Raw genomic sequence first — 26,372 nt, 5'->3', positions numbered from 1 at the left:
GTTATGTATTGGAATAGGCAAAAAATGGTTGGCATTCTGAAGGGGCGATCGGTAAAGTAAAAAGTTTTTGGGATAATCTTTTTAACAATTGATAATTGATAATTGATAATGAATAATTGATAATTAAAGAGTTTTTTAAATCTCTAGTTTATATCCCCACTCCCCTCACTTTGAAAGCAGGGGGTATCCTTCAAAGTCCCCCTTTATTAATCCCCCTCCCGTCCCCCTTAGAAAGGGGGAAGTCATAAGATGCTGCGCTTTTTGTTAAACGGGGGATTTAGGGGGATTGTCAATGTACTTCATAACTTTGGGAAATGCTACAATACCCTAATTATCCATTATTCATTATCAACTTATGAATTCTCCTAACACAAATAATTAGAATCATATACCGCAAAATTTTCGAGAAAGAATACAGATCGCTAAAGAAAACAAACTTAAGGAGTTATACTTAAGTAATAATTTTTCTAGCAGAGATGATGAAAAATTAACTGAAATTCCTACTGAGGTTTGGGAATTAGAGCAGCTATAATTATTAAATTTAAGTGATAATCAATTAACAACTATTCCGGAATCTATCTCTAAATTAACCAATTTAACTTGTCTTTATTTAAGTGGTAATCAATTAACAACTGTGCTGGAATCTATCTCTAAAATAACCAACTTAACTGAACTTTCTTTAAGTGAGAATCAATTTAAAACCATTCCGGAATCTATCACTAAACTAACTAATTTAACTCAGCTTTATTTAAGTTATAATAAATTAAAAACTATCCCGTAATCTATCACTAAACTTACCAATTTAACTGAGCTTAATTTAAGTGCTAGCCAATTGACAACTATCCCGAAATCTATCTCTAAATTAACCAATTTAACTGAGCTTAATTTAAGTGATAATAAATTAAAAACTATCCCGGAATCTATCACTAAACTTACCAATTTAACTTGCCTTGATTTAAGTGGTAACCAATTGACAAATATCCCGGAATTTATCACGAAAATTACCAATTTAACTTGGCTTTATTTAAGTAGTAATCAATTAAAAACCATTCCAAAATCTATCACTAAACTCACCAATTTAGCTGAACTTGATTTAAGTGGTAACCAATTGACAACCATCCCGGAATCTATCACTACACTGACCAACTTAATTCAGCTTGATGTAAGTCGTAATCCCCTAGAAACTCCACCAATAGAAGTTGCTGAAAAAGGAATAGAATCAATTAGAGAATACTTCCAATAAATAAAAAGAGAAGGAAAAGATTATATCTATGAAGCAAAATTACTAATCAATCGATAGTGAAATTTTTCTCTTCTATTGCGTATAGTTTTTAGGCTTCTTAAAACGGCTTTCCTGAAACATTTGTATTTCAATAAAAGATACCAAATGGGTTCTATAGACTCATATACTTTCCTTCTTTCTTCTTCCTTCTCTCCTAGATAACTAAAGCATTCTTCCTTAAATCAAACTACTCAACTTTAGATTTCTTTCTCGTAAAACTTCAGCATAAAGCATTTCCAATTGAGCAATATTTCTACTCAAAGTATAACGTTCTAAAACTCTCCGACGCGCTTTTTGACCCAAAAGAGTAGTTAATTCAGGATGATCCTTAAACAAAGGCAATAAAGTTTGCAACTGAGTAGTAACATTATGAGTATTCAAAATTATACCCGCACCATTTTCCAACACCTCACCATCAGCACCAGCATCCGTCGCCACACAAGCCAAACCACAAGACATTGCTTCCAACAAAGCCAAAGACAAACCCTCAACCAAAGAAGGTAAAATAAACACATCCGCACCACGCAAAATTTCTATCCGTCGTTGTTCATCACTCACATATCCAAACCAACTAACTCCCTTCACATCGCTATAAAACATTTGCAAAGAAGCAGCTAATGGTCCATCACCAACAATAATCAAATGGCTACCATCTCCCATATCAGAATGTTTCCAAGCCTTAAGTAGAGATTCAACATTCTTAGCCGTAGAAATACGACCTAAATATAGAAATATACGTTGAGCATTTAACTCAGCCTTGAGACTAGACATACCAGGACAATATTTATCTACATCAACCCCATTGGGAATTACTGCTACCTTTTGGCTAGGGACTCCTAATTTCACCAAGAAATCTCGCTGTATTTCAGAAAAAATAATAACTCGGTCATAATGTGCCAAAAAAGGAGCATATAACTGATAAGCCAAAAATTGAGTCCCAGATTTAATATTACGCGGTTTACTATCAAACTGGGCATGAAAAGTAGCAACTAAAGGGATATTTAGCTCTTCGCAAATTTCAGGTAGTAAAAAATCAAGAGGAGAAAGAGTTAAAGAAGCATGGACAATATCAGGCTTGAGTTTCTGTAAAGCCTCACTCAAAACTTTGCTAGATTTAAGGGTAGGTATGATATAACCCTGAGATTTGTAGATACAAGGAAGAGACACTTCATGAAATCTTGGCCATTTATCAGGTTCATTATCTTCAGTAGCAAAATGAAGAAAGCTAACCTGATAGCCCCGGTCTAATAGAGCATTGGTTATTTCTCTAGAGTAGGTAACGTTGCCACAAAAAGGATATTTTTTTCCAAGCCAAGCAATATGCATTCAGATGAATAGGCAGATATTATTTTTGAGAGATTTTATCATTGGATAGACAAAAACGCCTCGGTCTGTAAATAATACCATTTGCTCTCTAAAAAGTTAGATAAGTCTAGTTAGGAGTCAGGAGTCATGAGTCATGAGTCAGGAGTCAGGAAGTTAGAATATCAGAATTTTGTTTGTCAACCTCTGTTGTTAATTCCACTAATTACCGAAAAGCGACGTTGAAGGCCCCCGTATTTTAACCAGGGGATGAAAACAAGGGAGTCGTTTAGACTAGACAACTTTAGTTTTTCTGTGCTATTATTACCTACAATTATTGTTCGGTATGCCCATTTCAAATGTACTGTTGTCAGCAAGTTTTAGTAGGTAAAAATCCTGAATTAATTCCCATTTTAACATTCTTGTGCGAACAGTCTCACAAACTCACTAATATGGGCATATATTATGGTAGACAATTATATTTTAAAGCCAGGATTAGTATTGGCAAATATTACTTAGAAAAGGTCTACAAACACAACTATCATTATAAAGTTCTATATTCTCAAGCAGCACAACAAATATTGAGAACTGTAGCTGAATCATTTCGCTATTATTATAGTCTAATTAAAGCCTACAGAGAAGGAAAAATCTTAGACATACCAAGGATTCCTAACTACAGAAAAAAAGGGGGAATGGCTACAGTTAGTTACCCCAAGCAAGCATTAAAACTTAAAGATAATCAAATTAGAGTACCATTAGGGAATACCTGTAAACGCTGGTTTGGAATAGATAGCTTTTTAATTCCCATGCCTAGTATAAGAGCATTCTCTAGTCTCAAATAACTAAGAATATTACCCATAAATAGATGTTTTTATTGGGAATTTGTCTATCAAAAAGAAATGGTAATTAAACCTCAATTAGATCGAGAAAATGTCTTAGGAATAGACCATGGTGTAAATAATTGGTTGACCTGTGTATCCAATGTAAATACTAGCTTGATAGTAGATGGGAAACAGATTAAATCAATGAATCGTTGGTACAACAAACAGATATCAACCATTAAAGAAAATCAACCGACTGGATTTTGGTCAAATAAACTAGCTGCAGTTACAGAAAAGCGTAACCGTCAAATGCGATTTGGGAATTAATAAAGCAGCCAGAATAGTAATTAATCATTGCGCACAAAAATTCTATTGGTACAATTGCATTTGGTTGGAATAAAGGTCAGAAAAATGAAATAGAATTAGGAAAAAAAAGTAATTCAGAATTTTTACCAATTCCGACAGCTAGACTCAAACAGAGAATAGCTCAATTATGTCAAGAGTATGGGATTATATTTATAGAAACCGAAGAAAGCTATACTTGTAGGGGCGAATGGCATTCGCCCCTTCATTTTTAGATGGTGACAATCTGCCTAATTATGGTGAGAAACCCAATGATTGGAAACCGTCAGGAAAAAGAGTAAAGCGATGCAGCGCGGTCTTGGGGGTTTCCCCCATGAGCGACTGCATCAAGACAGCGTGGTTTGTATAGAAGTGGTAATAATTTTGACATCTCCAGGGGTTGAAACACCCTGGATTCTGTGGTTAGTCCACCCCCATTTGGGACGGGGCGAATAAATGTGCGGAATTTACTTCCGCACGCAGCCCCTCATAAATCCACATTTGCTTAAAGCCTGAAGGGCAGACTTCTAAACTCCTCGGCGTAAATCAAAGATTTAGCTGTGAGCTTACTTTTTTATAGCTTTCACGAGTGGTTTTACTCGCGCTGGTTGGAGCAATCTTCTCGCTGCTCTAGCTGCCTACTTGCTTTTCGGTGCCGAATGCGGAGCTAACAGCCGTCGTAGGAAATCAATTCCCCGTCTCCTGTCTACCGGAATCTCACCGCAAAGCGCGGTCTTGTCATGGCGACAAACCTTGTTCCTTATTCCTCTAAGTATAGCAGATTTTTACTACGCTTTATTACCCGCGTGTCGTTATTCAACCAGCCGTTAAAACGGGCGCTGCGTACTTCCTCCCGTTATTTTTTAGGTTTTGTGAATGCAGACTGTAATGGGGCTGCAAATATCATCACAAAAGTAAGCCGCAAAGCTAGGTTTAGACTTAAGCAGACTGTGTAGGGGCACTTTGACTTGTCCCCAAAGAGTATATCTTTGGTCAGCTAAGAACAGACGGAGCAACAAGGATTTATCCTGTTGCGTAGTATCTGCGCTTGTTTCCCCGTGACTGACCTCCGGGGAGTAGTCAATCATTTCTCATTCAACATCAAATTCTGCGTCATTTAAACATTTTAATTTTTGCTCTTTAATTTCTGTATTTTATTTAATCCTCATTCTTTAATTTCAGCGATCGCTCAAGTGAAAAGTTTTAATTATCAATCTCAACTTCTAATTTTAAGATTTTAAACTTTGTCAGAGATTGATGACAAAAAATCGGATAAATTACCTGAAATAGCCAACAGAATTTCAATAGTTTTAGCTTTTATGTGATAATATATACAGAGCTATAATCAAAGGAATTTTATTACCTAAAAAGATTTTAAAGCCTCAAACACTTATTATTTCGTTGTTTAGACAGGCGAAATCTCATTTTTATTCAACCATGATGAACTAATTTTTCTAAGTTGCCTATATACTGATTTGACGTATTTGCAACTATATGATATAACCTAAAGCCTACTCAGATGATATGCAAATAATCTAAGCTTGTTTGCTTGTTGCGCAGCATGACCTAGGAAAAATCTTGTTTGTGAGCCGTTACAGCTATATATATAATTAAAATAATAATGATTATCATTATCATAACTATTGTTTTTTAATTCCATGTCCTTACCAATACAAACCAACATTGCCATCGTAGGTGCGGGGCCCCACGCCCTAACATTGGTAACTCATCTGTTGCAAAAACGGAAAAAGTATCGCCATAAAATAATAGTATTTGACCCCAGTGCCACTTGGATGAGTCAGTGGCGACAGCAATTTGCAGCCCAAGAAATACCCCACTTGCGATCGCCCGCCGTTCACCACCCAGACCCAGACCCCTATTCCCTGCGTCGGTTTGCGGAAAATCGCCCAAACGAACTATTCCCCCCCTACGACCTACCTGGAACAAAACTATTTCAAGAATTTTCCCAAGACGTAGTTAGTCGCTGGCAGTTAGAAGACAAAGTATATAAAGCATCAGTGACAAACATTGCTCCCATCACCCACCGAGGGAACCCTCAATTTCGAGTCGAACTAGATGATGGTAACTCAACCATAGCTCGTCAAGTAATCATAGCCAATGGTGGAGGAAAACCTCAACTTCCACAATGGGCGAAAAAAATTCCTACCCCCTATCCAAACCAACGCCTTTGTCACTCCCACCAAGTAGACTTGCAAGGTTTGCGACTCAGAGGGGAAAAAGTGCTAATTATCGGTGGAGGATTAACTAGCGGTCACTTAGTAGTGGGAGCCTTAAAACGAGGCGCAAACGTAACCTTGATGGTAAGACGTCAGCTCAAAGAGAAATTATTTGATGCCGAACCCGGTTGGTTAGGCCCAAAATATTTAAAAGCTTTTAGCGCCGAAACTGACTGGCAAAAACGATGGCAGTTAATTCAACAAGCACGAGATGGCGGTTCCATGACACCAGCAGTGATGACTCAGTTGCGCCGTTACCAACACCAAGACAAATTATCTATTTTTGAGGAATGTCAGGTAGTGGGTGCTGAGTTTGCCAGCGATCGCTGGCAAGTAAAATGTGATGATGGAATGACGTGGGAATTCGACCGCATCTGGTTAGCAACAGGTACAAAACTTGATGTCACACAACAACCTATCTTAAAAGAAGTCTTGCATACTCACCCAGTGAAAATAGTGAATGGTTTGCCAGTATTAGACGAATATTTGCGCTGGTCTGGTTGCGAACTATTTATTATGGGTGGGTTAGCTGCTTTGCAAGTAGGACCTGTCGCCAGAAACCTATCGGGGGCAAGGATGGCAAGTTCCCGTATCGTATCAGCATTGAAAAGTTGAGCAATGGAAGAAAAATGTCAGGAGTTGGTAAATTAGTGTATGATATTAGTCTTAATTACTTAGGAGTCAGGAGTCAGGAGTCAGGAGTCAGGAGTCAGGAGGGAAGAAAGAAGAAGAAAGAATAGTAGAAGGAGAAAGTTTTTTGGTCGCGTAAAGGTCATGGAGTTCTATAACGCTCTTATCCGTTAGCGCAGCTCCCCTAGAAGGGGCTAACTACTGAAGCCAAATAATTGGACAAAGTTGGACAAATGTTAATAAATCTTGAAGAACTGCTGATTATCTGCTATCATACATTTAAATTATCCTTAACAATCAAAGACTTTTTTTCATGGTGTGCGTGTTCAAATGCAATACTTCAAGACCAAGTTAAAAGTTAACAATTACCAAAAAACAATACTTGCCAAACACGCAGGTGTAGCTCGTCATGCTTATAATTGGGGATTAGCAACTTGTATACAGAAGTACGAATCAACTAAGAAACGGCCTAGTGCTATCACTTTGCATAAACGTTTAATTGCTGAAGTTAAAAGTGAAAATCCTTGGTATTATGAAGTATCAAAGTGTGCCCCCCAGCAAGCTTTAAGAGACTTAGACAGGGCATTTAAAAACTTTTTAACTATTCCCCAACGTGGATTCCCTAGATTCAAGAAAAAAGGGAAAAAAGATAGTTTCTATCTAGAAGGAAGTATTAATATCCTGAAAGGAAACTATATTAAACTACCAAGAATAGGAATAGTAAAAACTTATGAAATCTTACCCTCTGTACCAGTCAAAAATGTGAGAATATCCAAACGCGCAGGTGATTGGTATATTAGTTTTAAATATGATTATCAACCCAACCCTACTACAAAAAGCGGATGCGACCCCGCGACGACGACAGCTCGCTTGCGGAACGCGCACCAAGTAAACGAGATGTTATCGGTGTAGATGTTGGTATAAATTCTCTAGCAACTTGTAGTGATGGAACAACCTACGCTAACGTTAAAGCCTACAAACAAGCCCAAAAACGATTAACTCGTTATCAACGCCATGTCAATAAAAAAGAACCTGGTTTACTGCGGAATGCTACGCAAACAAAAAATAGAGCCAAAGCAGTAAAAAAACTAGCTTCATCACACAAAAAAGTAGCTGATATCAGAGCAGATACACTACATAAACTCACAACATGGGCGAGCTTTAAACCACAGCACCATAGTAATTGAGGATTTAAACGTAAGTGGAATGCTAAAAAACCATAAACTAGCAAGTGCCATAGCAGACTGTGGTTTTTATGAGTTTAAACGTCAACTTATATACAAATGTGAATGGTACGGTAGTGAATTAGTCATAGCGGATAGATTTTATCCAAGTTCTCAAATATGTTCAAACTGTGGGCATCAACAGAAAATGCCTTTAAGTATGAGAACTTATGAATGTAGTGAATGCGGTTTTGAAGCTGATAGAGATTTTAATGCTGCTGTCAACTTGAAAAACTATGTGCATCAGTAGCTTGAGTTCCAAGCGATTTTAAGCCTGTGGAGAAGATAAGTTACAGACTGCGGTCGGTGGTCTTCAGTGAAGCAGGAAGCTAGCTCCAAAACCTATGCGATAGCTTACGCTTAACCGGAGGTTATCGTGTATGGGTAAGTTTGGGTAAGTTTAGTAGAACGGAAAATGATATCATACCTCAAATTACCAACGCCAAATGTCAAAACCTATAATTACTGTAGTAGCGGGCCCACCGGGAGTCGGCAAAACAAGTTTTATTCGGGAACAAATCCCGAAAGATAGTCCTGCTGTTTATTTCAGTCCCGGTACTGGCAATGTTCCCATTGACCACACTTGCCTTGCTACAGATTTTCCCAATCTCAAAATTATTACTGATGCTCAACAGTCAGAACTCCTAGAATATCTTGCTAATAGTACAGTTGCTTTCATTGAATTAGGATTTTATTTAGAGCTAAATGCAATGTCATCACTGCTTGAGAACATTCCTAGCAGTCGTATTGCCATTATCCCACCGGGAACAGAAAATAGCGAATGGCATCAGTGGGCGAACCAAACTGTAGAAGGATATGCTATTGAAAGTAATATTAATAACTGTCAATTCTGGCGATCGCCCACCCAGGGTCAAGTCATCGACCCGGCAAGTTTAGATATGTTTTGGTATGAAGAATTAACTGCTGGAGCTTATGGTCAAATTATTCGTGCCAAAGCAATTTTTGATATTGCTGACGGACGTGCTTTTTACTTTGATTTTGTACTAGGAAAAGAGACTGAATATCAAGAATTAAATTTACCAAGATGGCTAGAAGGTAGACCAGAACGTTTTAGTGGAATTGAAGTTTTTGGTAATAACTTAAATCAAAAAGCTTTGGCAGAAAGTTTACAAGATTGTTGTTTGCCAGAAACAGCAATTTTAGCTTATCAACAACAAGTGAAAGAAACATTAGGAATAATGAATAATGAATAATTAATAATTAAATACTGAAGAGTACAAATTTAGAATTGAGAATTTAGAATCGGAGAGTATACTGACAGTATTATTGGAAAAGGCTTACAGCACTTAAAGTTTCCAATGTAAAGTTTCTCACCTTTAGATAGCTGAAAGTCTTAGCTAGTAATAATTGTTCCTAGAACTTTGTACTGTCTAGTTAAATAATTACAACAGATTCCAAGTTTATGTTGTACAAATATTATTTGTAACACAGCCTTCTAGGCTGTCATAGCTGTACCATACTAAGATAAAATCTGCTGTAATAATTAAATATTAAAACAATTCGCGCCTTGAAGCTTCCCCTTTTAAAAGGAAAAAAGCGGTCTATCTTCGGAGCTTTCCGTAGGGTGGGATGGATGGGTTTCCTAACCATATCCAATCTACCAAGAAAAGAAATAATATTTCCTTATATTCAATCAATAACGGTTTTAAACAGAGGTAATTATCCATTATGCCAATTTGAAAAAAGAATGTTACAAATAGTTCCAAACTTTAGATGTCGAATAATTTGCTGAAATTACTGAAGCATCAAAGTTTTGAGCCATAAAATCATAATGCATGACTTTTGACTTTTAACTTTTGAATTCTGTTAATTTGCTAAAATTACTGAAGCATTAAAGTTTTGAGCTATAAAATTTTACTTTTTACTTTTGACTTTTGACTTTTGAATTCCATTAATGAAAGAGGAAGAATTAGTATGAAAATCGCAGTTATGTCTTGCATTCATGGCAATTACGAAGCTTTAAATTCTGTATTAATAGATATAGAAAAACAGAAAGCAGAGAAAATTTTCTGTGTGGGAGATTTGGTTGGTTATGGTCCTCATCCTAACGCGGTTGTCGAGCAAATTCGCAGTTTAGATATTCCCACGGTTTTAGGTTGTTGGGATGAGGATATTGTGGAGGGATTAAATTCTTGTGAATGTAGTTATCCTTCTTTATTAGCAGAAAAACGTGGCAAGTTAGCCCACGAATGGACTGATCGAGAAATTCATCCAGAAACGCGAGAATATTTAAGTTCTTTACCTGATACTTTGAAAGAGGAAAATATGTGTTTTGTTCATGGTAGTCCTCATAGTAACCATGAATATTTATTGCCAGATTTAGATGGATTTTTAGCAGTTGAAAGAGTAATTAGTAGTGGTGCTGATGTATTGTTTTGCGGTCATACTCATGTGCCTTATGTTCGGACTCTTGATGCTGGTCAATTATTAGTTAAAGTTAGTAGTTTTGGGAGCGAAAATTTAGAGTCAAACAGTTGTATTGCTCCTCTGAAAAAAATTGTTAATGTTGGTTCTGTAGGAGAACCTCGTCATGGCAGACCGAATGCTACTTATGTTATTTATGACAATGAAACAGGAGAAGTAAATATTCGAGAGATTCCATACAATTATCAACTTACTTGTGAAGCTATAGTTAATAAGGGGTTGCCAGAAATTTTTGCTTGGCGTTTGGCTAGGGGTTTAGAGTTTGCTGAAAAAGCTGACGATCCTACTCATATATGTGAAAGATAAAAAGATAATTAATAATTAATAATTAATAATTAATTATTAATTATTAATACTGGAGAGTACAAAGTTATGCAAAAAAACTATTAGCTTTGAAGACTGAAAATATTACTGAAAAAGGCTTATAGTACTTACAGCTCTGAATAAAAAGTTTTGAACCTTTATATCGCTGAAAGCCTTAGCTAGCAATAGTTATTCTAAGAACTTTGCACTGTCTAGTAATGAATAAATGATAATTGAATAATTCTGGTTTAAAGCTTCCCCTTTTAAGGGGAAAAAAAGCGGTTGTTAGCGGAGCTTCCCGTAGGGTGGAATGGCAAGGAAACCTGCGCCATATCCAATCGACCAAGAGAAGAAATCATATTTTCTTATAAGCGGTTAACCATTTAGATTGCCTATTTTAAAAATAGATAATTCAAGTAAAAGTCTCGTACAGCAAATATTTGGTGATTTTGCTAAAAATCACAATACATCGTTTAAATGCTTAACAGCTTATTCGATCAATAACGGTTTTAACCAGAGGTAATTATCCATTATTCATTATTCATTATTCATTATTCATTATCATCTAACCTAAAAAAAAGCAAAAAATTATATGAATTATTGGGCAATTTTAACTGGAATCCAAGGAAACATCACAGCTTATGAAGCTGTACTTGCTGATATTAAAAAACAGAAATATTATGTGGAATCTTTATATATTTTAGGAGATTTAGTCGGGCTAAATATAGATTGCAAAAAATTAGTAGAGCGAGTACGTTATCCCAAAAAAAATGAACTTATACCCCAAATTTGTACGGGATGGTGGGAAGAACAATGTTTGATTTTACATGGATTAACTACCACAGCTGAACCGACAGAATTAATAGCAGAATATGGCATAGATAGTGTGAAAAAATTATGGGATAATGTGGATAGAGAAACAGTAGAATGGTTGAGAAATTTGCCTTTTGGTTTTTCTGAACTTGACTGTTTATTAATTCACGGCAGCACTCTGGGAGTAAGCGATAAATTGACTCCCGATACTCCACCGATACAAATGTTAGATAGATTAATGCGTTTTGGCGTTAATAATTTATTTTGTGGTAGGTCTGGTTTAGCTTTTAAATATCAGTTGGAAAATGGTTCGGTGAATAGTGGAGTGACAAAGTTGGGAGCTGAAGTAGGTGCTATTGAGACAACATCATCTACTCAAACTTTGAGAACACCACGTCAGGTTATAGGAGTCGGTAATGTGGGAAGTTTGCCCGGAAATGCTACCTATACTCTTTATAATCCTAATACTAATGAAGTTTCCTTTAGAACTTTGACGTACCCCCCACACTAAAGCGATGGAGATTTTAAATATTGCTATTTAGACTTCCTGCTCTAAGTTTCAATTAATCTCGCCATCAGAAGTTTTTATGGCAGCGATAACTTTTGTATTTATCAATTCTGATAGTAAAAAAATAATCATTTTGGTTCATTTTTGTGATTTTTTAATTAAGCTTTAACGGAAATAATTTTCTACTTCTAAAACACTTTTACCAAAACAACTATTGACAATTGTTGTCACGCGATCGCTATTTAAGTTAGGCAGAGAATTGCTTGTTTTCAATTCTAAATATCCTGAATCACCATAAACAAAGAATCTAATTTTATTGTTTTCCCATAGCCAAACTTCAGGAATTTTTAAGTATTGATATTTAGTTAAATCGTCTATACTCCCTGATGTTAGGTTTATTTCTACTGCCAAATCTGGCAAGTCTATTGTCTATTTCAAAACAGTAAGCTACATCAGGTTCTTTCCCTTCTTTTCCTTCTTCCTTAAGAGTAGTTTGATTAAAGGTGAAAACAGGAATATTAAGATTACGACAATACGCCAAAATAATCAACCTGATATAATCACCAATCAATTCATGGTTACGTCCTGGGGACACGATAGTAATAACTCCATTGCGAAATGAGACTCGTTTACTGGGCAAGTCTAAACTAATATATTCAGCCCAAGTTGTATTAGTAATTGTGCTAATTCGATCGCTTTTTTGTGTTCCAATAGTTAACATTTTTACTTAGGGGATATAGTTATTTCGTTACTAATCTAGAATATCAGACTAAAAAATCTAAATAGGGTTTGCTGAAAAAATCTTATGGGTGAGGGTAGGAGACAGGAGACAGGAGACAGGAGAAAAGGGAATTGAGAGGAGTTAGGAGTAAGAATTGTCTCTTTATTTTTCTGCCCAACTATGCGCCTAAAATACTAACTTTTTGAGCGTTTTAGACTGAAATAGGTGTACTTTTTTCGACCCCAAAAAGGCTAAAACCTTTATCTGTAAATACTTTTATATTTAATCAGCAAGCCCTAAATATTAGCCTAAAGAGCTATCTTATCATCTCAACTCTCTTTCAACTCTATTATATTTATACCAAATAACTAGCTTGCCTTAAAACTAGAGAAGCTGCAATGAGCGTGCCAACTAATTTTATAATGCTTTTCTGTCAAGATTTAAAAGCCTTTGCCTAGAAAAGTATGCTATATTTACCCCTACTTGCAAGTCATAAAGAATGATTGACTCGGTTTTGATGAGACTATCAAGCCATCTTTGACTTTCTTTTTGTGCGGTTGGTTTTTGTTTTCTTTGTTCAGCTATAAGGGAAATATTCTTTAAAAGAAGAATCAATTTTTTCTTCATTATGATTCATGTAAAAATTAAGTTGTACAAATTTTATTGTTTTATTGGACAGTACAAAGTTCTCAATAGAAAAAAACATTCTCTCTTGATTTTTCCGCCCTTCTCTGCTGAAAATGCTGACTTTTTGTAGCTCCCTAATCAGTAGTTCGACAGATTGAGAATTTTGTGGAATCTAAATAAGGAAAATTATAGCAGATAAGCGATCGCTCAACCCCTCCCCAAACACTTTTTTGACTACACTTAATATTTACAGGACTTATAGGGAGGGCGAATGCCATTCGCCCCTACAGGTGGTGGTTTAAAAGTCAATTTGCGTAAGTCCTGATTTATCAAATTTAGGCTAAAGTAACTAATGATCCTGTGATAAATCTAGCTAAAAATGAATCGACGATTATTACTACATGGAGTTACAAGTGGCTTACTTTTGAATTTCTTGCCCTGGCACAATTTTCAGGCAAAAAACCAAAAACTTCTGGGCTACATCCGAACCAATTGGAGCCGCGATCCCTACACTTATGGCTCATATTCACACATCCCAAAGGGAGCTTCGCGCAGTGACATTCGTGCCCTGGAGCAACCCATTGACAAGAAGATATTTTTTGCTGGTGAAGCTACTTTTCCAAACTACAACAGTACAGTTCATGCTGCCTACGAATCCGGTATTCGGGCAGCTAACTCAATTTTGCAAGGTAGTGCTGATAGGATTGCAATTATTGGTGCGGGAATGAGCGGCCTTGCTTCAGCACATAAACTTTCCACAAATAGTCGAGAAGTTACTGTGTTTGAAGCACGCGATCGCATTGGGGGACGGATCTGGACAGATGAACGACTGGGAGTACCATTGGAACTGGGAGCTAGTTGGATTCATGGGATAAACGGAAACCCCCTTGTGGATTTGGCCGAGGGGCTAGGTCAGCGACTTATCCAAACGGAAAAAGAGGATTACATTATTCGAGGACGTGGTGGGCGTAAAATTAGGGACCGCGATGCCCCAGGATGGTTGGAAAATGTCGTTAGTATCCAGCACACGGCTGGAACAAATGAAGATCAAATCAATCAGTGGGCTTATCTCTTCGTGAACGACTATGATGGTCCCGATGTCATATTCCCAGATGGATACGCAGGTATTTTGGCAGCCTTCAAGGGAGACTACAAAATTAAATTGAATACACTGGTTAAGGAAATTTCGAGAACTCAAAAAGGGGTGACACTGGGTTTTGAGAAAATTAATAATCAATCTTTTGATGCGGTTTTGGTCACAGTTCCCCTTGGTGTACTCAAAAGAGGAGATATCAAGTTCAATCCTGTATTGCCTAAAAATAAGCAGCGAGCTATCGATCGACTCGGAATGGGGACTTTAGACAAAGTTTATTTGTTATTCGATCGGCCATTCTGGGATTTATCAACTACCTGGATATTAACTCCAGAAAACGATCTTCCTCGGGGGCAGTTTAACCAATGGTTTAATCTTTATCCATACATTAAAGAACCTATCATTATGGTTTTAAATGGGGGGCCACCAGCTTTAGCTTTATCGGCACTTTCAGATGAAGATGTTGTGCAAAGAGCCTTACAAACTATTTACACTGCTTATTCAGTTTAGAAAGGTTTTAATGAAGAATGCTAATCTTATTTTTATTTTGTGGTCGGTCTGGTTTAGCTTTTAAATATCAGTTGGAAAATGGTTCGGTGAATAGTGGGGTGACAAAGTTGGGAGCTGAAGTAGGTGCTCTTGAGACAACATCATCTACTCAAACTTTGACAACACTCCGTCAGGTTATAGGAGTAGGTAATGTGGGAAGTTTGCCGGGAAATGCTACCTATACTCTTTATAATCCTGGTACTAATGAAGTTTCCTTTAGAACTTTGACGTACTCCCCGTGATAAGGTGAAGCTATTTTGATGAACATTCGATCTTAGCACTCCAAAACTTCCCGGATGTATTATCTAATTTTGCTTCATCAAAACTTCATAATCCCTCTTGCCATAGATAGATACCTCAAACTGTTATCTAATAATTAATTCCACTGATTTTAATCGCCAAAAACATCTTAAGAAAAATTTAAAGATTCTGTAAAGTTGAGCCAGAAGGGGTTGCATAATTTTCGGGGGGTGTAGATTATGGTTCTAGGCAATAAAAATAAATTTTACAAAAGAATTGAATTATGTTCAAAAAGGTTTCAATCGCTACTGCTAGTGCTACACTAGCTACTTTATCTACTTTTTCTGGTGCTAGTGCAATTGTAAATGGTAGTTTTGAAAACGGTTTCACTGGATGGAGTACAATTGGAGATACAAGTATAGAAGACAGTAGTTTTGGTACAGCACCTTCAGATGGTAATTTCAATGCGTTAATGAATAGTGATTTTGGAGTTTCAGAATCTGAGCTTGAAGCTTTCCTTGGTTTGGGTTTAGGAGATATCGACAGTTCATTAAACATTGACGCTACTATAGGTTCTGGTATCAAGCAAACTATTTTTGCAGAAGCTGGAGATACTCTAACTTTTGATTTTAACTTTTTAACAAATGAATTTACTCCTGAGGAATTTTTTAACGATTCTGCCTTTGTTTCTATTACAAGCTTAGAGCTTTTAGCTGATACTAACTCTAATTTTGTTACTTCCATGACTCCTGTCTCTGAAGAGACAGGATATCAAAGCTTTTCTTTTACCTTTTCTGAGACTGCAAATTACACCCTAGGATTTGGAGTTGTAAACGTAGGAGATACTATAGTTAATTCTGGACTTTTAATTGATAATGTTGAGTTGACTGCTTCTACTCCAGAGCCAACAACTATATTAAGCTTATTTACTACTGCTTGTGGAGCATTTTCTTTGTTAAAACGTAATCAAAAAAAAGAAGTGTAGGTTCAGCTCTAATTTCTGGCAAACCTACGTCACTTTAAAATACCCAACTTAATTATACCTAAAAATATTTGATTTTAGAGAGATTCACCCGAAAGTGTTAGGTGTATCTCTCAAATTTATTTATGCCATGGAATATTTTCTATTTGTGGTGAATAACTCTATTGAAAATTCCTGCCGTCCCCCTTGATTTTTCCGCCCTTCTCTGCTGAAAATCCTGACTTTTTGTAGCTCCCTAATCTCCATTGACTAGATGTGAATTTTTGATTATTATTAAAGACTATAAAAATTATTAGGTTAAGTAATCTACCCATGACAGAAGCAAATTTGTCCACAGAATTTCCCGGCGTACAGCGTCCCCGTCGTCTCCGTCGCACTCCTGCTTTGCGACGTATGGTTGAGGAAACCCAGTTGACAGTCAACGATCTAATTTATCCATTGTTTGTGATGGAGGGAGAAGGGCAAAAAGTCGAGGTTGTTTCGATGCCAGGAAGTTATCGCTATACTCTAGATTTACTGCTCAAAGAAATAGAGGATGCTTATAATTTAGGAATTAATGCGATCGCTTTATTCCCCCTAGTTGAGGAAGCTAAAAAAGACAACCTTGGCACCGAAAGCTACAACCCAGAAGGATTAATACAAAGAACTGTAAGGGCGATTAAACAAACAATACCAGATATTGTCGTAATTACTGATGTAGCCCTCGACCCCTATTCTAGTGAAGGTCATGACGGTATTGTGGGGGAAAATGGAGTCATTCTCAACGACCCTACTGTAGAAGTTTTGGTCAAACAAGCACTATCTCAGGCCGAAGCAGGTGCCGATATTGTTGCTCCCTCAGATATGATGGATGGGCGTATTGGAGCGATTCGCAAAGCTCTGGATGCTGCTGAATACTTCGATGTCGGAATACTTGCTTACTCTGCTAAATATGCCTCAGCTTATTATGGTCCGTTTCGGGATGCTTTAGATTCTGCACCAAAATTTGGGGACAAAAAGACTTATCAAATGAACCCTGCTAATGCTAGGGAGGCCATCAAAGAGGTGGCTTTGGATATTGCCGAAGGTGCAGATATGGTGATGGTTAAGCCAGCGCTTGCTTATTTAGATATTATTTGTGAGGTAAAAAAGACAACAAATCTACCTGTAGCTGCTTATAACGTTAGTGGGGAATATGCCATGATTAAAGCTGCTGGTCAGAAGGGTTGGATAGATGAAAAAAAGGTAATGTTGGAAACTTTAACCAGTATGAAACGAGCTGGTGCGGATTTAATTTTGACTTATTTTGCTAAGGAAGTTGCATTAATTCTGAAGTAGGGAAAAATTCCAATTTAGGCAGTACAAAGTTCTTGGAATCACTATTGCTAGATAGGTCTTTCAGCAGTTTCAAGGTTAGAAACTTTTCCCAAAGAACTTTCATTAATTGATAATGGATAATTGATAATTACCTCTGCTTAAAACCGAGAGGATTGAAAAGAAGGAAATATCCTAGCACTTTTTTTCCCTTAAAAGGGGAAGCTTTAAACTAGAATTATTTAATTACTAATTAGGGGTTGCTGAATAAATATCAAATAATTACCATATAAAGGTTTTAGACTTTTTAGGTATTGAAAAAATACATGGTTTTCAGCTCTTCATGCTCAAAAAGGAGCGAATTTTTAGCGCATAGTTGGGCAAGAAAATTCTCTCCTACTCCCCTACTCCCCCGCTCCCCTACTTCTTAAAAAAGACTTTTTCAGCAAGACCCTAATTATTAATTATTCGGTAAGTGCTGTAAGCATTTTCCAGTAATACTTTCAGCCTTAAAAGCTAATCATTATTTTAGAAGAACTTTGTACTCACCAGCATAATAATATAAGCAAAGAATAATCCAAGGGTATTTATTACCTTAAAAGATTTTACAGCCTGAAACACCTATTATCCCTGTAATGCCCCCAGGTTAACATTTGCTGAACAGACTTAATTTCCTATTTCCTAAAAATTTGCCTGTTGCCTACTTCTATTAAATTGAAACTTTAACAACAAGGTTTGTCGAAGTTTTTCGTTAACTACTGTTCCTCTGGAAATAACTATAGTCCTCGTTGCTTATTTTAGCGATCGCTACTTGTGAAAAGTTTTAATTATCAATCTGAACTTCTGATTTTAAAATTTTAAACTTTGTCATCAATCTCTGACAAAAAATAGGAAAAATTTCCTGAAATCGCCAACATAGTTTCAATAGTTTCAGCTTTTCCATGATAAAATCAACAAATTAAGATCCAAGGGAGTTATATTACCTAAAAAGATTTTAAAGCCTGAAACACTTGTTATTTCGTTGCTTAGACAGGCGATCGCCTCATATTGATTTAAGGATGACGAACTAATTTTTCCAAGTTACCTATACGCTCGTTTGACGTATTTGCAATTATATGGTATGCAGGAAAATCTATCGAAATCAACTTTATCCATTAATATCATGTCCGGTAGCATCGTTATTGTATAGTGAAGGTAAGGAAGAAGGAAGAAGGAAGACGGAAGAAGGCTTAAAAGCTTGAAAAAACGTAAATTTCCTGTAAATATTCACCCTTGGTTTTACACAAACGATACCAGCGGACATGATATAACTAAGTACTTATGAACCTATCCCACTATTTTTAACAAACTTATTTCTTTAAGTAAAATCTGTTTAAAAAACTGAATTTTTGGTTTTTAACTCTCAAAATATTTAGAGTTTTTAGCAAAAATCTTATTAGTGGGATAGGTTCTGCTTATGCAAAATTAATTGAACATCTTACTATAAATATCCAATCTTATCGAGAAATTATCAATTTTTCTTCCTGTTCCCTGTTCCCTGTTCCCTCTTTCAACTAGGAAATTAATTTTGCACGACTACTTAAGACCTACAATTGAAAAATAGTTGGAGAGATTTGGAAATAATCTGCTAGAGCTTTTGACTGCCAGTTATTCAAAGAAAGTTTACCATCCATAAGCTGAGAAACTACCTCATCAGAACCAATAATTCCCACTAAATCTTGTTGACTAATTCCGCTTGCTACTATTAAATGCTGTAAAATTTCGTAAGGCTCTACCGGTGTCATCGGATAATTTTCAGTTTCATAGTTTTCTATTAACAAAACTAACAATTTATATAGAGCTTTTTCCTCCTGGGTAAGATTTTTAGCAAAAGTCAACTCTTCTAATACTGCCAAATACGCTTCGTATTCTAGTTCTGTTTCTATAACTTTTGGAGTAAATTTGATTAGTAAATCACGATAATATATCTCGTCAAAAGTAAGGGTCATCTTTCCACTTGTTCTTGTCATATTCAGCATGGGTTAAAAAGTATTTATAGTAAATAGTTTGATTTTCGTAATTAATTCCAACAATCAAACGGTAACTATTTCCTTTAATATTAAAAACCGTAAAATTTCCTACAGCTTCAGCATCTCGATAAATTCTGCGAACTTCTTCTAAATTTTTCCACTCAGCACTTTTAACAGTTGCGTACCAAGCATTAACTTGGTTTTGAACATCATGCTGATGTGGTGCTAGATCGGCACGGAGATTACGGATTGAAATTAGGTGCATTTATAATTTCCTATGGGTTCTATTTAACAAGTAGTACCCATCCGAGTTTTATGATTCTGGCAGTCAATTTTTCAGCTTCCTAAACCCTTATAGTTTTTAGGAGCCTGAAGACGGCTTTCCTGAAACCTTTGTATTTTAAGAAAAAATACCACATGGGTTATATATTTCATATACTTGGAATCTGCTGTATCTTTTTTTGTCGAAGGTACGTCTTATTATACCAGTTCCTAAAAGTAATGCTATACTTGGTTCATTAATGGATAATTAATAATTACCTCTGGTTAAAACCTAGAGGATGGAAGATAAGGAAATATTATTTCTTCTCTTGGTTGATTGGATATGGCGAGGGGACCTCGCCATCCCTCAACCGCTTTTTTTCCCTTAAAAGAGGAGGCTTTAAACCAGAATTATTTAATTATTAATTATTAATTATTCGGTAAGACTTCAGTTATTAATTAATCAAAACAGGTAGAATAATTTTTTTGCTAAAAATAGCCAAGTTAATGTTAATTATTCTTACTTTTTATATCATGTTTGGTTGAATAGTTATGATTAGGGTATAGATGGAAGAGATATCTCAGGGGTTTGAGATTGCTTCCTTTCACTGCGTTACAGTCGCAATGACTTTATAGTTAGTGTTTTCCAAAAATGATATTACTTCTCCCTGTGCGGACGTTGCATGCAACGTCCCTACCCACTCCTAACTGATAACTGAAATGACAATTATTCAAAAGTTGTTATAGAAAAGAAACTGAAGAAAACACCTGCTAATATTGCCACCCCTGCCAACCCAAGAAGAACAGTTGATAAACCCAAAAAAGTTTCTGCAACTCCCGCTAAAGCCAAAGGTAAACTTAAAGCAATATTAACCGCATTATTCTGGAGACCAAATACCTTACCCCGCATTTCTTCAGGAGTTTCAGCTTGAACAGTAGTTTGCATCGGCACTCCCACTATTGCACCAAACATTCCCAAAAGACCAATCAAACCCATACTCACCCACAACTGTTGGTTAAATATAGACAAACCAACTAAAGAACTTGCCATTCCTATAGATCCAATCAGACTAAGTTGAAAATGGGATAACCAATGCCCAAGTTGACCCACTATTCCAGCGCCCATAGCCATACCTATACCAGCAGCAGCTAATAAAAATCCAAATTCTTCAGCCTCCATACCAGGAATAATCTCTGCCAAACGTACAGCTAAAACTGCCAAAGCTGCAAAAATAGAAAATAAAATGATTTGTTGAATAATCGCGTTACGAACTTGAAGATGATTTTTCAGGTAATTTAGGCCATCCCCCAGGTCTTCCAAAATATGAGGTTGTTCCCTTTCACTTAAGTCCTTCTGTTCCCCAGTTTTGATTAAAATTAGTAATAAACCAGCGATCGCGTAACTCCCTCCCACAACCAATTCTTTACCAATAGCTTCCCCTACACCAATTTTGCTTACTAAACTATCAGCCAACTCTAATAATGGGTCCCCCACTGCAAAGCCAATAATTACAGAAGCCATCATAGTAGTTGTATATAAAGAATTAGCCGAAAGTAGATGTCGCTTTTCCACAATTAAAGGAATTACCGCTTGTTCAGCAGGGGCAAAAAATTGAGTGAGGGTAGAAACTAGAAAAGTTAAAAGTAACATTAAGCAAAATCCCAAAGGTAAATTGCCTAGATTAAAATCGTTAGACAGCCACAATATCAGTGGCAGAATCAAAACTAATCCTCCTCTTAGTAAATTTGTGGCCACCAATACTATCTTTTTCGGCCACCTATCCACATAGACACCAGCTCCAGCTCCAAATAGCACCGCAGGAATAGTAAAAGCAATCATAATTGCCGATACCCATCTACTTATAGTTTGGTCTGCTGCTTGGAATTGATTAGCAATAATAGCGATCGTCAGTACGAGGTAAACTTTATCTGCAAGTTGGGAAAATACTTGACCACTCCAGAGGATTAAAAATTTACCATTTTTCAGTACTGGCAAAAGTCCACGTTCGGGTTCCATGTCTTCTGCTAAGGATGCAGATGAAATAGGGTCTACTTTTGGTTGTGTTTCTTGTTTTTCTGTTGTATTTAACTCTGAATCAGACAATTGCATTTTTTATTGAGGGAGTTATAGATTTTCATCAATTGATAATGGATAATGAATAATGGATAATTATCTCTGGTTAAAACCGAGAGGATTAAATATAAATAAATCAGATTTCTTTTTTCTCCTTAAAAGGAGAGGCTTTAAACCGAATGGATTAATTATCAATTATCAATTGTCAATTATCCATTTAAAAATGTATCAATAAGAGCCGCAGAGCGGATAGAGTAACCCAAATGATATTGAGTATATTTTCTTAAAAGTTTTTCAAGGATGACCCAATCTTGATGAGAAGTTAGTTCTACCTGAGCATTGAGCTGAGGTTGAGCTAACTGTTGAAATAGTGAAAGTTGATTGGCATTTAGCATAGTATTCATCCTAACTTGCTGCTGTGAAGATGAAATTACAGAATTATCGGCAAGTTTAATGGCTCCACCTGAATCTATACTGAATCCCACTTGCCAATTAGGGTGATTAAAATTTGGCTGTAATGGACGTCCAGTAATACAACAGATTTGTACTTGGGGGGCAATTCCTTCTATGGCTAATAGATGATAAATGCCATGAGCGAGATATGATATGAGTTGGGTATGCCAGAGGCGGTCGGTTTTATTTTTTAGTTTTTCGATACGTTCCAAATGTTCGCTGAGAAGATAGAAAAGTTCTGTTTGAGGATGTTCGCTTAAGGCTTGATGGAGGACTAATTCTGCTAAGTATTGACCTGCTGCTAGTTTTCCTAGATTTTGACTAAGACCCGCGTAGGATAATATAGTTTCTGCTTGATTTATTCTATCAAGCGATCGCCCTTGGGAAATTAATAATTGATTTACGACAAATAGTTCACTTCTGCCCCCCAATTTTGATTTTGGCTTCCTCACTCCTGGTGCCACTACTCGAATCAAACCATATTCTGGAGTCAAAATGGTTAATAAACGGTCTGATTCGCCTATGGGTATAGCTTTAAGATTTATTCCAGTTGCTTTGTAGGTTCGGGACATATTTTAAGAAGGAAGAAGGAAGAAGGAAGAGGGAAGAAGGAAGAAGAAGTTTAGAAGTCAAAAGTCAAAAGTGAAGAAGAAGTTAGAAGTCAAAAGTCAGAAGTCAGAAGTCAGGATATCAATAATATTTAATTACCGAAAAATTTTGGTTTAAAGCCTCCCCTGTTAATGGGATAATAAATAAAAAATTTCCTTTGAGTCAATTCTCTTCTTTTCAAGGAGAGGTAATTATTCATTATTCATTATTAATTATTAATTGTTGAAATAGGTATCTCCAATAATCAAAAATCAAATCAATTATTGCACTCTTATTCATCAATTCTTTCACACTACTACTCTCTACTTCCTGCTCCCTAATGTATTTCATAGACCACTGAATACCCTATGTGTCTGCACCCTTTCCTTATACTGCTATATCAGCTAATAGCGATCGCTTCCTCTTCGTCTATTTTTGAGGCAAAACACTATATATACCAAGTACAAACTATAGTGATACACTAAATATAGAGTTTAGCGATATTTTCCAGATGCGATGCCAAATTTAAATAGTCACTAATTATATCATATCCAGACAACTAAATATAATCAAATCATCAAAAAATCTCGAACAAAGGGATTAGTTATCTAGAATGCGAAGGAAAAATCTGGAATTATCTGAGTTTTCAGCTTTTGATATATCTAGACAATTTCCTTTGACTGCTATATCAACATAATAGCGATCGCTTTCTCTTCCTCAAATTTAGGCAAAACACTATATATACCAAGTACAAACTATAGTGCTACACTAAATATAGAGTTTATCTATATTTTCCAGATGCGATGCCAAATTTAAATAGTCGCTAATTATATCATATCCAGACAATTAAATATAATCAAATCATCAAAAAATCAGCCAGGAAGGGATTAGTTATCTAGAATGCGAAGGAAAAATCTGGAATTATCTGAGTTTTCAGTTTTTGAGATGTCTAGAATTTTTCCTTTGACTGCTATATCAGCATAATAGCGATCGCTTTCTCTTCGTCTATTTTGAGCCCAAACACTATATATACCAAGTACAAACTATAGTGCTACACTAAATATAGAGTTTATCTATATTTTCCAGATACGATGCCAAATTTAAATAGTCGCTAATTATATTATATCTAGACTTTTTCCTTTGACTGCTATATCAGCATCATAGCGGTCGCTTTCTCTTCCTCAAATTTAGGCAAAACACTATATATACCAGGTACAAACTATAGTGCTACACTAGATATAGAGTTTATCTATATTTTCCAGATGCGATGCCAAATTTAAATAGTCGCTAAATATATCATATCCAGACAATTAAATATAATCAAATCATCAAAAAATCTGGAACAAAGGGATTAGTTATCTAGAATGCGAAGGAAAAATCTGGAATTATCTGAGTTTTCCACTTTTGATGTGTCTAGACTTTTTCCTCTGACTGGTATATCAGCATAATAGCGATCGCTTTCTCTTCGTCAAATTTGAGCCAAAACACTATATGTACAAAGTACAAACTATAGTGCTACACTAAATATAGAGTTTATCGATATTTTCCAGATGCGATACGCAATTTTAATAAATAATAATTATATCAAATCCGTTTAATTCAGATCAAAAAATGTTCTATCAGAGCGCCATTGCCAAATATTTCTTCATCTCCCCACACGTCCCACACGTCCCACACGTCCCACACTCCCCACACCTCTCACACTGCTGAGAATGTCAATATCCAGATTTGTCCTTTTGTTGTTTAAGCAATTCTAGACCACGAGATGTACCTAACCGAGTAGCACCCACAGAAATTAGATCCACTGCTTGCTCATAACTTTTAATTCCTCCAGCAGCTTTAATTCCCACATTAGTCTTGGTCATTTCCTTGAGCAGTTGCACATCCGCCACCGTTGCTCCACCATACCATCCTGTATTAGTAACAATAAAGGCCACACCAGAATCCATTAAAACTTCTGTCGCTAATCGCTTTTCTGCTTCTGTAAGTAATGCCATTTCTAAAATGGCCTTAACTGCTTTACCAGTTTCCTCAGAAATTTCGGCAATTTCCTGATGTAATTCATTAGTTTGGCCTGTTTTGATTTGACTCAAATTAATCATCACATCTAATTCTGAAGCGCCATTTTCTACAGCTACTGAAGCTTCATATAATTTAGCTATACCAGTAGTTTGACCATGAGGAAAACCAATCACAGTACAAACTTTTGGATGTTTGCCATGGAGAAATTCGGCTACTTGTTTGACGTAGTAAGGATATACGCAAACTGATGGAAACTTAAATTTTTCAGCGTCCGTACAGAATTTTGAAACTTGTTCTGGGGTTGCGGTAATTGTTAATAAAGAGTGGTCAATAAAAGGGGGAATATCTATAAGTTCCGGCTGATATACAGCCATTTTTTTTCTCTCCCAAAATATAGTTTCATTAATGGATAATTGATCAGGACTTACGCAAATTCACCTTGAAAACGGCATATGTAGGGGCAAATGGCATTCGCCCTAACTAGGTTTAGTGTCCGTGCGTAAGTCCTGTTGATAATGGATAATGGATAATTAATAATTACCTCCGGTTTTAACCATTACGGAATTGAATATAAGGAATATTCTCTTTTCTCTTGGTCGATTGGATATGGCGAGGAGACCTCGCCATCCCTCGACAGCTTTTTCCCTTAAAAGGGGAGGCTTTAAACCAGAATTATTTAATTATTAATTATTAATTATTCGGTCAAATTCAATTTTTAAATTAATATTAATTTAGCAGAAAATGGTTAGTTATAAGAGGTTGTCTGAGAAGTCCCATTTCTACATACAAGCCCCCTAAATCCCCCAAAATTGGGGGACTTTTAGAAGCAAATTGACTCTTGTCCCCCCCAAAGTTGGGGGGCTAGGGGGGCAAAATTAAGATATAGGGTTTTTCACCATAGGTGAGGTACAATTATCTTTTTATTTACTGTAGCTTGTTGCCTAAAAGTTATAATTTTGTACCTCACCAAATATATTAGTAATTGCTGATGTTTAGTTCTTTTTTTGTTAGTAGTGTCAGGGAGACGCACCCAGGCGTCTCAACAAAAGTTATCTTAACAGCTTCTTAATGACTAATAGACTTAGAAAGACACTAATTGACAACAAATTCAAATTACAATAAAGCAATAAAGATTAATAACGGGAACGTCTTTTCCTTTGTTTTTGTAGAGCCATTGCTTTACGCTTCCGTTTTTCAATGGGTGTCTCAAAGTGGCGATGTTTTTTCATATCTGGGAATATTCCAGCTTGAGAAACTTGTCGTTTAAATCGACGTAATGCAGATTCAATTCCTTCATTTTCTCCTAGTATCACTTGGGTCATCTATGCATTATCCTCCTAATAGATATTTTTACTTTATTTTTGTTTTGTGGAGCAAAAGCAGTTATTCTTTGCTAGTTCAATTAATAGAAAGCAAGGTTAGCCAATTGTGGCTACTACTCCAAATAGCTCTAACATTTCAAGTTTTAGTATATTAGCATAAATTATCTAATCTTTAAATAAGGAAGAAGGAAATGGTCTAATTGTGGTATAATCGAAGTTAATACTTATGATT

Annotated in this window: 24 protein-coding genes and 1 pseudogene; 17 read left to right on the top strand and 8 right to left on the bottom strand. The window is 36.1% G+C overall.

The genetic code is table 11. The features are described from left to right. Positions 1-547: 547 nt before the first annotated feature. The 3 genes and pseudogenes from F6K23_RS04510 to F6K23_RS04500 form a co-directional block, all read left to right on the top strand. Positions 548-649 (top strand): annotated as a pseudogene (locus F6K23_RS04510) (leucine-rich repeat domain-containing protein); the annotation flags it as partial. Further along, positions 635-781, top strand: coding sequence for a leucine-rich repeat domain-containing protein (locus tag F6K23_RS04505; protein ID WP_293151179.1), 147 nt, complete (start codon positions 635-637; stop codon positions 779-781). The pseudogene F6K23_RS04510 and the gene F6K23_RS04505, both read left to right, overlap by 15 nt. A gap of 3 nt (positions 782-784) precedes the next feature. After that, positions 785-1,243 carry a leucine-rich repeat domain-containing protein gene (locus tag F6K23_RS04500; RefSeq protein WP_367267625.1) on the top strand — a complete coding sequence of 153 codons (459 nt, stop codon included), beginning with the start codon at positions 785-787 and terminating at the stop codon, positions 1,241-1,243. A 216-nt stretch (positions 1,244-1,459) separates the two neighbouring features. On the opposite strand, the gene F6K23_RS04495 is transcribed toward F6K23_RS04500, so the two are convergent. Then, positions 1,460-2,608, bottom strand: coding sequence for a glycosyltransferase family 4 protein (locus F6K23_RS04495; protein ID WP_293151174.1), 1,149 nt, complete (start codon positions 2,606-2,608; stop codon positions 1,460-1,462). 335 nt (positions 2,609-2,943) lie between these two features. Between F6K23_RS04495 and F6K23_RS04490 the strand changes: the two genes are divergently transcribed. From F6K23_RS04490 to F6K23_RS04445, 10 genes are all read left to right on the top strand, one after another. Beyond that, positions 2,944-3,426 (top strand): hypothetical protein, encoded by a 483-nt coding sequence (locus F6K23_RS04490; RefSeq protein WP_293151171.1) that lies wholly within the window; start codon positions 2,944-2,946, stop codon positions 3,424-3,426. A 57-nt stretch (positions 3,427-3,483) separates the two neighbouring features. Then, the gene (locus F6K23_RS04485) at positions 3,484-3,732 is read left to right on the top strand and encodes a transposase (RefSeq protein WP_293151168.1); all 249 of its coding nucleotides are present in this window, start codon (positions 3,484-3,486) and stop codon (positions 3,730-3,732) included. A gap of 321 nt (positions 3,733-4,053) precedes the next feature. After that, a complete protein-coding gene (locus F6K23_RS04480; RefSeq protein WP_293151165.1) occupies positions 4,054-4,203 on the top strand; it encodes a hypothetical protein in 150 nt (49 codons plus the stop codon). 1,202 nt (positions 4,204-5,405) lie between these two features. Next, positions 5,406-6,599, top strand: coding sequence for an FAD/NAD(P)-binding protein (locus F6K23_RS04475; RefSeq protein WP_293151162.1), 1,194 nt, complete (start codon positions 5,406-5,408; stop codon positions 6,597-6,599). Positions 6,600-6,944: 345 nt separating this feature from the next. Continuing rightward, positions 6,945-7,526, top strand: coding sequence for a transposase (locus F6K23_RS04470; protein ID WP_293151159.1), 582 nt, complete (start codon positions 6,945-6,947; stop codon positions 7,524-7,526). Then, complete coding sequence (locus F6K23_RS04465) at positions 7,457-7,801, top strand: transposase (protein ID WP_293151156.1); 345 nt, start codon at positions 7,457-7,459, stop codon at positions 7,799-7,801. Before F6K23_RS04470 ends, F6K23_RS04465 begins: the two co-directional genes overlap by 70 nt. Positions 7,802-7,820: 19 nt before the next feature. Beyond that, positions 7,821-8,087, top strand: coding sequence for an RNA-guided endonuclease TnpB family protein (locus F6K23_RS04460; RefSeq protein ID WP_293151153.1), 267 nt, complete (start codon positions 7,821-7,823; stop codon positions 8,085-8,087). A 196-nt stretch (positions 8,088-8,283) separates the two neighbouring features. Continuing rightward, a complete protein-coding gene (locus F6K23_RS04455; RefSeq protein WP_293151150.1) occupies positions 8,284-9,051 on the top strand; it encodes a GTP-binding protein in 768 nt (255 codons plus the stop codon). Positions 9,052-9,772: 721 nt separating this feature from the next. After that, positions 9,773-10,588, top strand: a complete 816-nt coding sequence (locus F6K23_RS04450; RefSeq protein WP_293151147.1) for a metallophosphoesterase — start codon at positions 9,773-9,775, stop codon at positions 10,586-10,588. Between the two features lie 589 nt (positions 10,589-11,177). After that, the gene (locus F6K23_RS04445; RefSeq protein ID WP_293151144.1) at positions 11,178-11,909 is read left to right on the top strand and encodes a metallophosphoesterase; all 732 of its coding nucleotides are present in this window, start codon (positions 11,178-11,180) and stop codon (positions 11,907-11,909) included. A 358-nt stretch (positions 11,910-12,267) separates the two neighbouring features. On the opposite strand, the gene F6K23_RS04440 is transcribed toward F6K23_RS04445, so the two are convergent. Then, positions 12,268-12,627: a Uma2 family endonuclease gene (locus F6K23_RS04440; RefSeq protein ID WP_293151140.1), complete on the bottom strand. Its 360-nt coding sequence runs from the start codon at positions 12,625-12,627 to the stop codon at positions 12,268-12,270. Positions 12,628-13,687: 1,060 nt separating this feature from the next. On the opposite strand from F6K23_RS04440, the gene F6K23_RS04435 reads away from it, so the two are divergent. From F6K23_RS04435 to hemB, 4 genes are all read left to right on the top strand, one after another. Then, entirely contained in the window at positions 13,688-14,857 is a 1,170-nt protein-coding gene (locus F6K23_RS04435) for an FAD-dependent oxidoreductase (RefSeq protein WP_293151138.1), read from the top strand. 17 nt (positions 14,858-14,874) lie between these two features. Continuing rightward, positions 14,875-15,138 carry a hypothetical protein gene (locus F6K23_RS04430; RefSeq protein WP_293151135.1) on the top strand — a complete coding sequence of 88 codons (264 nt, stop codon included), beginning with the start codon at positions 14,875-14,877 and terminating at the stop codon, positions 15,136-15,138. 281 nt (positions 15,139-15,419) lie between these two features. Continuing rightward, positions 15,420-16,121: a PEP-CTERM sorting domain-containing protein gene (locus F6K23_RS04425; RefSeq protein WP_293151132.1), complete on the top strand. Its 702-nt coding sequence runs from the start codon at positions 15,420-15,422 to the stop codon at positions 16,119-16,121. A 309-nt stretch (positions 16,122-16,430) separates the two neighbouring features. Further along, positions 16,431-17,435, top strand: a complete 1,005-nt coding sequence (gene hemB / locus F6K23_RS04420; RefSeq protein ID WP_293151129.1) for a porphobilinogen synthase — start codon at positions 16,431-16,433, stop codon at positions 17,433-17,435. A gap of 1,562 nt (positions 17,436-18,997) precedes the next feature. Here the strand turns inward: hemB and F6K23_RS04415 are convergent. The 6 genes from F6K23_RS04415 to rpsU all read right to left on the bottom strand — a co-directional run bounded on the left by F6K23_RS04415 (position 18,998) and on the right by rpsU (position 26,140). After that, complete coding sequence (locus tag F6K23_RS04415) at positions 18,998-19,399, bottom strand: type II toxin-antitoxin system HigA family antitoxin (RefSeq protein WP_293151126.1); 402 nt, start codon at positions 19,397-19,399, stop codon at positions 18,998-19,000. Next, complete coding sequence (locus tag F6K23_RS04410) at positions 19,383-19,685, bottom strand: type II toxin-antitoxin system HigB family toxin (RefSeq protein ID WP_293151123.1); 303 nt, start codon at positions 19,683-19,685, stop codon at positions 19,383-19,385. The genes F6K23_RS04415 and F6K23_RS04410 overlap by 17 nt, the downstream gene beginning before the upstream one ends. A gap of 723 nt (positions 19,686-20,408) precedes the next feature. After that, positions 20,409-21,791: an MFS transporter gene (locus F6K23_RS04405; protein WP_293151120.1), complete on the bottom strand. Its 1,383-nt coding sequence runs from the start codon at positions 21,789-21,791 to the stop codon at positions 20,409-20,411. A gap of 173 nt (positions 21,792-21,964) precedes the next feature. Continuing rightward, the gene (gene recO / locus F6K23_RS04400) at positions 21,965-22,780 is read right to left on the bottom strand and encodes a DNA repair protein RecO (protein WP_293151117.1); all 816 of its coding nucleotides are present in this window, start codon (positions 22,778-22,780) and stop codon (positions 21,965-21,967) included. Positions 22,781-24,511: 1,731 nt separating this feature from the next. Then, complete coding sequence (gene deoC, locus F6K23_RS04395; protein ID WP_293151114.1) at positions 24,512-25,192, bottom strand: deoxyribose-phosphate aldolase; 681 nt, start codon at positions 25,190-25,192, stop codon at positions 24,512-24,514. A 759-nt stretch (positions 25,193-25,951) separates the two neighbouring features. Beyond that, positions 25,952-26,140, bottom strand: a complete 189-nt coding sequence (gene rpsU / locus F6K23_RS04390; RefSeq protein WP_011613894.1) for a 30S ribosomal protein S21 — start codon at positions 26,138-26,140, stop codon at positions 25,952-25,954. Positions 26,141-26,372 lie beyond the last annotated feature (232 nt).

The organism is Okeania sp. SIO2C9 (genome assembly GCF_010672455.1).
Lineage (GTDB): Bacteria > Cyanobacteriota > Cyanobacteriia > Cyanobacteriales > Microcoleaceae > Okeania.
Note: the sequence above shows the minus strand (reverse complement) of the source record. Positions and strands in the feature narration are given on the sequence as shown.